This window comes from Lichenihabitans sp. Uapishka_5 (assembly GCF_033947565.1).
Lineage (GTDB): Bacteria > Pseudomonadota > Alphaproteobacteria > Rhizobiales > Beijerinckiaceae > Lichenihabitans.
Genome location: NZ_JARPVX010000137.1, coordinates 1 through 5,772, shown reverse-complemented (window position 1 = coordinate 5,772; position 5,772 = coordinate 1). Strand labels below are relative to the sequence as shown.

Here is a 5,772-nt window from a genome sequence, read left to right as displayed (position 1 = left end):
ACCCTCAGGCTTGGCTGACCGACGTCATCGGCCGCATCGCCGACCATCCCATGAGCCGACTCGACGAGCTGCTCCCCTGGGCTTGGACCGCCAGCCGACCGCCTCAGGCTCAAGCCGCGTAGCCTGCCGCGGCCATCCGCTCACGCTTACGCCAAATTGAGGCTAACGTCGGATGTTTCACCCCGAGCCGTAGTAGCCTGTTGATTTCCACTGAGAGTTGGCCCGGCGGAGCCCGAAGTTCCATCGAGAAGTGACCCGTGTCTGAACCCACCCCTGGCTTGCTGGTCGGGGGGTCATGGAGTGATCGACATGGCATTATTGAGCGTCATCCGGCGCTGGGCTTTCCGAGAAGGGATGCCGATCCGGGAGATCTCGCGACGGACAGGATTGTCGCGCAACACCATCCGCAAGTACCTGCGATCGGATGCGAAGGAGCCGTTCTGTCGAGCGCCGGAACGGCCCAGCAAGTTGGATCCGTTCGCCGCGAAGCTATCGGGTTGGCTGAAGACGGAGGCGAACAGGTCACGCAAGCAGCGGCGTACAGGGCGGCAGATGCACGCCGACCTCGTGCTCCTGGGCTATGACGGCTCCTACGGCCGGGTCGCGGCCTTCATTCGAAGCTGGAAGGAGGACCGGCAGACCGAGCAGCAGACCACGGGACGCGGGACGTTCGTGCCTCTGGTCTTCACGCCTGGTGAGGCGTTCCAGTTTGACTGGAGCGAGGACTGGGCGGATCTCGCAGGCGAGCGCGTCAAGCTGCAGGTGGCGCGCACCAAGCTGTCGCACAGCCGAGCCTTCGTCGTGCGCGCGTACCCGCTCCAGAGCCACGAGATGCTGTTCGACGCGCACTACCATGCCTTCCGCGTGCTCGGCGGCATCCCGGGTCGCGGCATCTACGACAACATGAAGACCGCCGTGGATCGGGTCGGCTCCGGCAAGGCGCGGCAGGTGAACGCACGCTTCGCCGCCATGGCGAGCCATTATCTGTTCGACACGACTTTCTGCAATCCCCCCTCGGGTTGGGAGAAGGGCGGAACCGGCAAGACGCACGTCGCGACCGCCCTGGGCGTGCAGGCCGTCGAGCATCACCGCAAGAAGGTTCGCTTCTTCGCCACCATCGACCTGGTCAACGCGCTCGAACAGGAGAAGGCCCTGACAAGGCCGGCCAGTTGGCTGATCGATTGCTTCGCCTGGACCTGATCATCCTGGACGAGCTGGGCTATCTCCCCTTCAGTACATCAGGAGGAGCCTTGCTGTTCCATCTGCTGTCCAAGCTCTACGAGCGCACCAGCGTCGTCATCACCACCAATCTCAGCTTCAGCGAGTGGGCTGGGGTTTTCGGTGATGCCAAGATGACCACCGCGCTGCTCGATCGCCTCACGCACCACTGCCACATCCTGGAGACCGGGAACGACAGCTTCCGCTTCCGGGCCAGTGCCGCAGCCGGGAAGCCAAAAAGGAGCCGCACCGTGAGTTGACCAAACCCGTCCGATGACAAACATCAGCCTCTGAACCCGGGTCACTTCTCAACGAAAACGCCGGGTCAACTCTCAGTGGAAATCAACAGTAGTAGCCCTACGACTGACGAATGGCCGCTTATGGGGAGCGAACATGGCCTTCCGGGCGGACAGGTTGGGTCGGCAGGAGACGACTGCTTGGCCCGGCTCGGCAGAAGCATCAATGGCTGCTTGTGGGCGGAAGCGGCCGTGAGATGAACAGCAGGCCCATGCATCCACATCACTGCTGGACGCTCGGCCCGCCTTTCTTGGGCATACCCAAAGGCCACAGTGTCTCGTAAGGCTTATTTTATCATGAGAGACTGATGTTCGAAAGGTGCTTGGTAAGCTCGATTGCGGTTCCGCCGGCCGAGAAGACGGTTGCAGCCATGCTGGTGGCAATGCCACGTTAGTTGCGCTCAAGGCAGGAAGGTTATTTGCTCAGGTGCGCAACCTGGAGCGCCTGGTTGAACATCGCATTGAGAGCGGCCGTGATGTCGCTTTCCGACGAGGCCGTATAAAAGAACCCCGCGCTGGCACAGGACTGGAGGTTGCTTGAGAGGCTTGGGATCAGTCCATTGACGGTGTTGGTTTCCCCCTGGTTCGACGTGCCGACCGTTAGCGGAACATACGGGATATAAAGGATCGACAGCGTGACTCCGCCCGATTTTAGCTGGGAACACAGCGACGTGTTGAACAGCTTGGGTTGCGACCCGTCGAATGAAGCCGTCACCGGGGTCCGGCCATCGCTGCCCGTGTAGCTCGTGAACGCGGTGTTCGGGTTTCCGACGTAGCGATAGCTCGATCCAGATTTGAAGGTGTAGTTCTGATTGTTGTCCATCCCGTCCGTGATGAGGAACACGAACGGTTTGGACGAAGTCGCGGACGAGCCGTCCCCAATCGGTGACACCAGGGCCTTCATGCCCGGCAGCACCAGCTCGAAATGCGTGCCACCGCTTCCGGTGCCTGTGGTCGGGTCGCCTCCGGTGTAGAACTGCGTCGTGTCTGTATCCAACAGGGTCGTCAGCTTCATCGGCGGGCTTGACGAGCAATCGGCCGCGCTCTGCAGGCTCGCGATGTTGGTCGTCAGGCTGGCCAGGGTCGCGATCTGATTGATGAACGGATAGATGCCGACCCGGTACTGGTTCGTGACGGCCGGCGATGCGGCCCGCGTCAGCAACTTGCAAAGGGCGTTGTTGACCGCTCCGGAGCGGAGCTGGAGGGCAGCACTCAGCACCCTGGTGCCATCGTTCTTCTTGCCCGTAGTCGCAATGCTAAAGCCGTCGCCGCCGCTCGCAGAGGCTGGAAAATGGCAGGCGAACTGGCAGCTTCCGTTCACGTTGGCCAGCGTGGTCTGGTCTGCGGACGTGGTCGGGATCCCCATCGAACCGGACTCGTCCACCATAAGGTAGAAGTCGAGGTAGCTCGGAACGTCTGCACCTGCGGCCGATGAACCCACGATCGTCAATGCGGTTTGGCCAAACATCTTGCCGAACTGGGTTGTCGACGTGGTGCTGTATGACACCGCCGAGGCAAATGTCTGTCCGGTTCGGGTCAGGCCAATGGTTGGCGTTGGCACCAGAGCGAACGGCACCGCGCCGGCGTTGACCGTGAAGGCGCGTTTGGCGCGGTCGACGCCCGCGGTGATAGCATTAGCGCTGACGTTCGCATCCGATGGGTTTGCGGCCACATAGGCCTTCGCGGTGGCAACAGCCGCAAGCGCCGCCGCATCGGCGGCATTATCGAGCTTGGACTTCGCGCTCAACGCGATGCCGTAATCCACACTCAAGCCCGCGACCCCGATCATTGGCACGAGACTGAAGGCGAATAGGATACTGACGTTGCCGCGGCGCGCGCGGGCAAAGGCGCGAAACCAACCGGCAGCGCCGGAGGCTGAGGTCGTCAAACGCATTTCGAGGCGATGCTGTCGTTGCTGGTAGTGTCGAAATCGATCTGGGTGACGTACCGCGGCTGCACAAAGGCCGAGCGCGTGATCGTAACCGGCCTGACGAGCGCTGATCCAAAGGTCGGATTGAAGGTGAAGGACACGTCGACGGCAATCACGGAGCCCGGCCCATAGAGTGAACGTGGCAGACTAAATCGGCTGAAGGGCGCCGCATCGTCAGCCGGGAGTTGAGGCAATACGCACGGCCGATAACTCGCCGGTGACGCCCCGGTGCCGGTCCAATTGACGGTGGCGATATAGCACGTGCTTTGATCCGCCACGCCGTTGCAGGAGATGCCCGGCAGCTTGATGAAGGAGATGCCGGCAAATCCGATCGTGAGCGCGCTTCGCCACGGGATACCGCGCCGCGCCGCATCTCCCATGACATAAGGAAAGATCACCAGCGACGCGTCATAACTGAAGTTCAGATCGGTGGCATTGACCGTGGCCGTCGTCGCCGAACTGGAGGCAGGGACAGCCTGGGATAGCATTTCGCTAACCGAGGTGGCGATCTGCTGCACCTTACGCGTAGCGTCGATGTAGAGCACGACCTGACCGCCACCCAGCAGGAGCACCAGGAGCACTGGAAACACCATCGCGAATTCGATGGTAGAAACGGCGTCAGAGGATTGGCGAAACGCTGCTAGGCGGCCAGCTGCACGCATCAATATTGCTCGTTTCGAAATGCTGCCGTCGAGACCAGCAGATAGGCAGGCGCGCCGTTGTAAGTCTGGCTACTGAGCAAGCTCGTGACGAAGGCGGGAAGAAAGGTGATCGGATAAATTACCTGGAGATATTCGTAAGAGCCCTGGACGCCTGTACTGTATTGCGTAGTGGTGTTCGACAGTTGAGGAATCACCAGCCCGCTCATGTCGCTTTTCACGAAGGCGTAGTAGCCGCCGGGGTTGACCGCCTCCGTCGCGGTCTGCACGTTGACGATTACATCCGCACAGGAGAAGATCGCCGGAAGCGATGCGCAGACGACCTGACTGCGAAAGCTGGCGCTGCTGTAGGCGCTTTTCTGCGCGGTGCCGTTCATAATCTGCCGCGCCGCCTTGCTGGTGGCAAAGTCGAGCTGCTGGTGAAGGAAAAGCACGAGCGCCACAGAAATTGTAAGCAGCAAGCTGAAGACGAAAGGCACTGACACGATCGCGAATTCAACCGCTGCAGCCCCGCTCGCATCTGCGCGTAGACGTGCGAGATAGCAATACCTCACCATCGGAACACCGAAGCAGCCTTGTTGTTGACCCTTGACCATGAAAGCACCATCAGCGGGTCGAGCTATCCTACGATGAACTCCTTTACGGTCGGTTCAGGGATTTTGGCTTTGTGCGGTGACGCGCAAAAGGCGTCAGAATGAAGCTTGAGAAGTGTCTTTGAGTTATACCGTAGCGAGGCACCCGGGCGAGACACTTCCAACGTCTTATAAGGGTTTTTCGAAATTCCGAGACGCTAAACGGATACGGCCTGGACCCTATTGAGACACTCCACCCATGATCTGTGGCTATGCTCGCGTTCCACCATGGACCAGGATCTCGCCATTCAGCACGCGGCGCCGATGGCCGCCGGCTGCACGGACATTTGGGCCGAAAAGGTCTCTGGCACCAACCGGCACGAGCTGGATGCCCTGCTGACGGTCATGCGCAAGGGCGACACGCTGATAGTGACGCGCATCAATGGCTTGACGCGCTCGATCGGCGACCTTCAGCACATCGTGCGGACGCTCAAGGCCAAGAGCGTAGCCAAGGGGCGCGAGCTGCAAGGCCAGGGCCTCGGCGTGACGGAGATCGCGTAGCATCTCGGGATTGGCCGGGCGAGCGTTTACCGGGTGACCGGAAACACGCCAGTGGCATCAGGCGACTCAAAGCTTTGACTAAGCTTTATGACGAGGCGCGGTTCGGACCAGGCGACGTCTGACTTCCAGCCAAGCCCGGTGAGTTCGTCCCTTCATTCCAGGAGCGTACGAGCCGTGGCCCAGGGATCCATTCGGAGGGTGCGCGACCAGAACCAGAACTCGTCGAGCCTCTCCAGCGCGGATTGGAACGACGCTACCCGAACGACGCGGGACGCAACCGAACCGCCGAGGCCTAACGCGGTCTTCGAGATATCCACCAACCCGGCCGGCCCGACCACGGGATCTCCCAACGAGCCGCCGGGTGCGCCGGCGTGGTCGGGACTTACGCCGCCAGCCGCCCAATGGCCGAAAATCACGTCCATGATTGACCTGTTCCCGAGCTGATCGGACCGTCAAGTTAATCGGTACAAGATGTAACCCGCTAGAGCTGTTGCCTTTCAATCTGGGTCGCATGCGTCGTAGCCGGCGGCAGCGAT

At 61.0% G+C, this 5,772-nt stretch carries 7 protein-coding genes and 1 pseudogene; 4 read left to right on the top strand and 4 right to left on the bottom strand.

The window, feature by feature from the left end; genetic code table 11:
- The 3 genes and pseudogenes from P7D22_RS22100 to P7D22_RS22090 form a co-directional block, all read left to right on the top strand.
- Nucleotides 1-122 (top strand): transposase domain-containing protein (locus tag P7D22_RS22100; RefSeq protein WP_319936412.1); only part of this gene is annotated, 122 nt, incomplete at its 5' end.
- Nucleotides 123-309: 187 nt separating this feature from the next.
- Nucleotides 310-1,131 (top strand): annotated as a pseudogene (gene istA / locus P7D22_RS22095) (IS21 family transposase); the annotation flags it as partial.
- Between the two features lie 38 nt (nt 1,132-1,169).
- Nucleotides 1,170-1,478, top strand: a complete 309-nt coding sequence (locus P7D22_RS22090) for an ATP-binding protein (RefSeq protein ID WP_319936411.1) — start codon at nt 1,170-1,172, stop codon at nt 1,476-1,478.
- A gap of 451 nt (nt 1,479-1,929) precedes the next feature.
- Here the strand turns inward: P7D22_RS22090 and P7D22_RS22085 are convergent, their stop codons facing one another.
- From P7D22_RS22085 to P7D22_RS22075, 3 genes are read right to left on the bottom strand one after another with little or no spacing between them, the layout of a single operon-like run.
- Nucleotides 1,930-3,408, bottom strand: coding sequence for a TadE/TadG family type IV pilus assembly protein (locus P7D22_RS22085; protein WP_319936410.1), 1,479 nt, complete (start codon nt 3,406-3,408; stop codon nt 1,930-1,932).
- On the bottom strand, nt 3,399-4,106 hold the full coding sequence (locus P7D22_RS22080) for a TadE/TadG family type IV pilus assembly protein (RefSeq protein WP_319936409.1): 708 nt from the start codon (nt 4,104-4,106) through the stop codon (nt 3,399-3,401). Before P7D22_RS22080 ends, P7D22_RS22085 begins: the two co-directional genes overlap by 10 nt.
- The gene (locus P7D22_RS22075) at nt 4,106-4,699 is read right to left on the bottom strand and encodes a TadE/TadG family type IV pilus assembly protein (RefSeq protein ID WP_319936408.1); all 594 of its coding nucleotides are present in this window, start codon (nt 4,697-4,699) and stop codon (nt 4,106-4,108) included. Before P7D22_RS22075 ends, P7D22_RS22080 begins: the two co-directional genes overlap by 1 nt.
- Before the next feature lie 264 nt (nt 4,700-4,963).
- Here P7D22_RS22075 and P7D22_RS22070 point away from each other — a divergent pair, with 264 nt between their 5' ends.
- On the top strand, nt 4,964-5,236 hold the full coding sequence (locus tag P7D22_RS22070; protein WP_319936407.1) for a recombinase family protein: 273 nt from the start codon (nt 4,964-4,966) through the stop codon (nt 5,234-5,236).
- A gap of 152 nt (nt 5,237-5,388) precedes the next feature.
- On the opposite strand, the gene P7D22_RS22065 is transcribed toward P7D22_RS22070, so the two are convergent.
- Nucleotides 5,389-5,658 carry a hypothetical protein gene (locus tag P7D22_RS22065; protein ID WP_319936406.1) on the bottom strand — a complete coding sequence of 90 codons (270 nt, stop codon included), beginning with the start codon at nt 5,656-5,658 and terminating at the stop codon, nt 5,389-5,391.
- Nucleotides 5,659-5,772 lie beyond the last annotated feature (114 nt).

What these genes read in the sequence shown, in the direction of transcription:
- P7D22_RS22085 (WP_319936410.1), bottom strand. Translation starts at nt 3,408, where the DNA reads ATGCGTTTGACGACCTCAGCCTCCGGCGCTGCCGGTTGGTTTCGCGCC.
- P7D22_RS22080 (WP_319936409.1), bottom strand. Translation starts at nt 4,106, where the DNA reads ATGCGTGCAGCTGGCCGCCTAGCAGCGTTTCGCCAATCCTCTGACGCC.
- P7D22_RS22075 (WP_319936408.1), bottom strand. Translation starts at nt 4,699, where the DNA reads ATGGTCAAGGGTCAACAACAAGGCTGCTTCGGTGTTCCGATGGTGAGG.
- P7D22_RS22070 (WP_319936407.1), top strand. Translation starts at nt 4,964, where the DNA reads ATGGACCAGGATCTCGCCATTCAGCACGCGGCGCCGATGGCCGCCGGC.
- P7D22_RS22065 (WP_319936406.1), bottom strand. Translation starts at nt 5,658, where the DNA reads ATGGACGTGATTTTCGGCCATTGGGCGGCTGGCGGCGTAAGTCCCGAC.